Genomic DNA, 1,703 nt, shown 5'->3' with positions numbered 1-1,703 from the left:
CGCACAAACCGCGCTATTTTTTCCTGGAAATTTACTGTGAGTGGTTTTCCATCAGTACCACCAAAGATGTTATTTTTATCGTTTGAGTAACATAATTCCCAATTTAGTGAATCCTGAGATAATAAAATATTGAGAGTTGAAGCGCGTTCCTTAGAACTATCCAGACGATTATAAATTTTAATCTCTAATATTTGAGAAGTTTCCTCCAGATCAATTTGCCACCAAGGTTGATCTTCTTGACAAGTATGAAAACCAAATCTCCCAGTTTTTTTGCCATTACAAGCTCCATGAGGATCATAATCATATATTTCAGGAGCTAAAGCAGAACTCTGTGCAGTTGGTTTATTTAATGCTAAATTTTTACCCTGTAACTTTAAAGGCTCATTTAGATGGAAGGGAGTCAAAACAATTTCCGGTTCACTTTTGACGTTTGGATAATCTAAAGCGGAGGGAATACTTGCATGACTGGGATAAAAGGAAGCTCGATCATTTCGTAGGAAAGTAAATTCAATTAGTTTAGGTAATGTAATTCCAGCAACCAATGCAATACCACAGCAATTATTGGGATGAATATGCACAACTGTATGATGGGTTGTTAGTAAGTTAATGACTCGATTAACCTTCTGAAAAACTGACATATTTTCCAAACTTTCAAACCCATGAAGCTCACAGGCAATGATCCGAAAACGCTTTAACAAATCTGGTGATACATCAAACAAAGCATCCCACTCGGCATTTTCAACATCAAATTTTAAGAATAGATCGCCATCCTCTAAGTGGTTCGTCTCTATCATTTTAGGTAGTGTGATAAAGCCAGTGCCATCCTGCGTACCCCAACCTAATTTATTAAATACAAAATTCTCGTGAATAACGGGAGGTGCTTCAATAGTATGGTCATATTGAAAAACCTTAACCCCCATTTTTGCCCACTCTAAATCAAAACTAACTTCTCCGCCTATCCCAATGGAAATAACCCCTTTAATATCTGTTAAATCATCGGGAATGACATAACCACCATCACCCTTGCTTCCCAGACGAACTTTCCCCAGTTCAGTATCATACATCCCTAATTTCTTTAACATACTCATAATTAAATTCTGTTGAGCATGAAAAGAAGGGGGGACATTATGGTGAAGATAAAAATTGACTGCTAGAGTATTTTCATCTTGATTAGATTTCAACTGAGAACTATCAAGTTTAACAGGGATACCGTAGATTTCGACTTCATCTAAATGTAGGGTATCAATCTCTCGTAATTGCAGTCGCACAAACCGTGTGACTTTCTGCTGTAAATCTACCGTGAGGGGGTTACCATCACTTCCACCAAACAGATTTTCTGGATCATTTGAGTAACATAATTCCCAATTAAGTGCATCCGGAGACACTAAAATATTTAACGCGGAAGCTCTTTCTTTGAAGTCAATGCGATTATAAATTTTAATCTGAGAAAGTTGATAGGTTCCTTGCAAGTCAATTTGCCACCAAGGCTGATTTTCTTCAAGCGTATGAAAACCAAACTTTCCTTTTTTCTCGCCATTACAGGCACCATGAGGATCATAACCATATATTTCCGGCTTATAAATAGAACTTTGAGCCGTGGGCTTATTTAAGGCTAAGTTGAGCTTAGGATTGGGGCTAATATTCATGCTATTCATACTTATTTTACTGGGCATTAGTGTAACATTAATAAAAAGGTTTTGTCA

The 1,703-nt window shown here is 36.9% G+C and carries 1 protein-coding gene; it reads right to left on the bottom strand.

Going from position 1 to position 1,703, the window contains the following annotated elements; genetic code table 11:
- A partial coding sequence (locus IQ263_RS28000) for a galactose-binding domain-containing protein (protein WP_228050436.1) occupies positions 1-1,646 on the bottom strand: 1,646 nt, incomplete at its 3' end.
- Between the last annotated feature and the right edge of the window lie 57 nt (positions 1,647-1,703).

Origin of the sequence: Tychonema sp. LEGE 06208 (assembly GCF_015207505.1) — a bacterium.
Classification (GTDB): domain Bacteria; phylum Cyanobacteriota; class Cyanobacteriia; order Cyanobacteriales; family Microcoleaceae; genus Microcoleus.
This window is presented reverse-complemented; position numbering and strand designations above follow the sequence as displayed.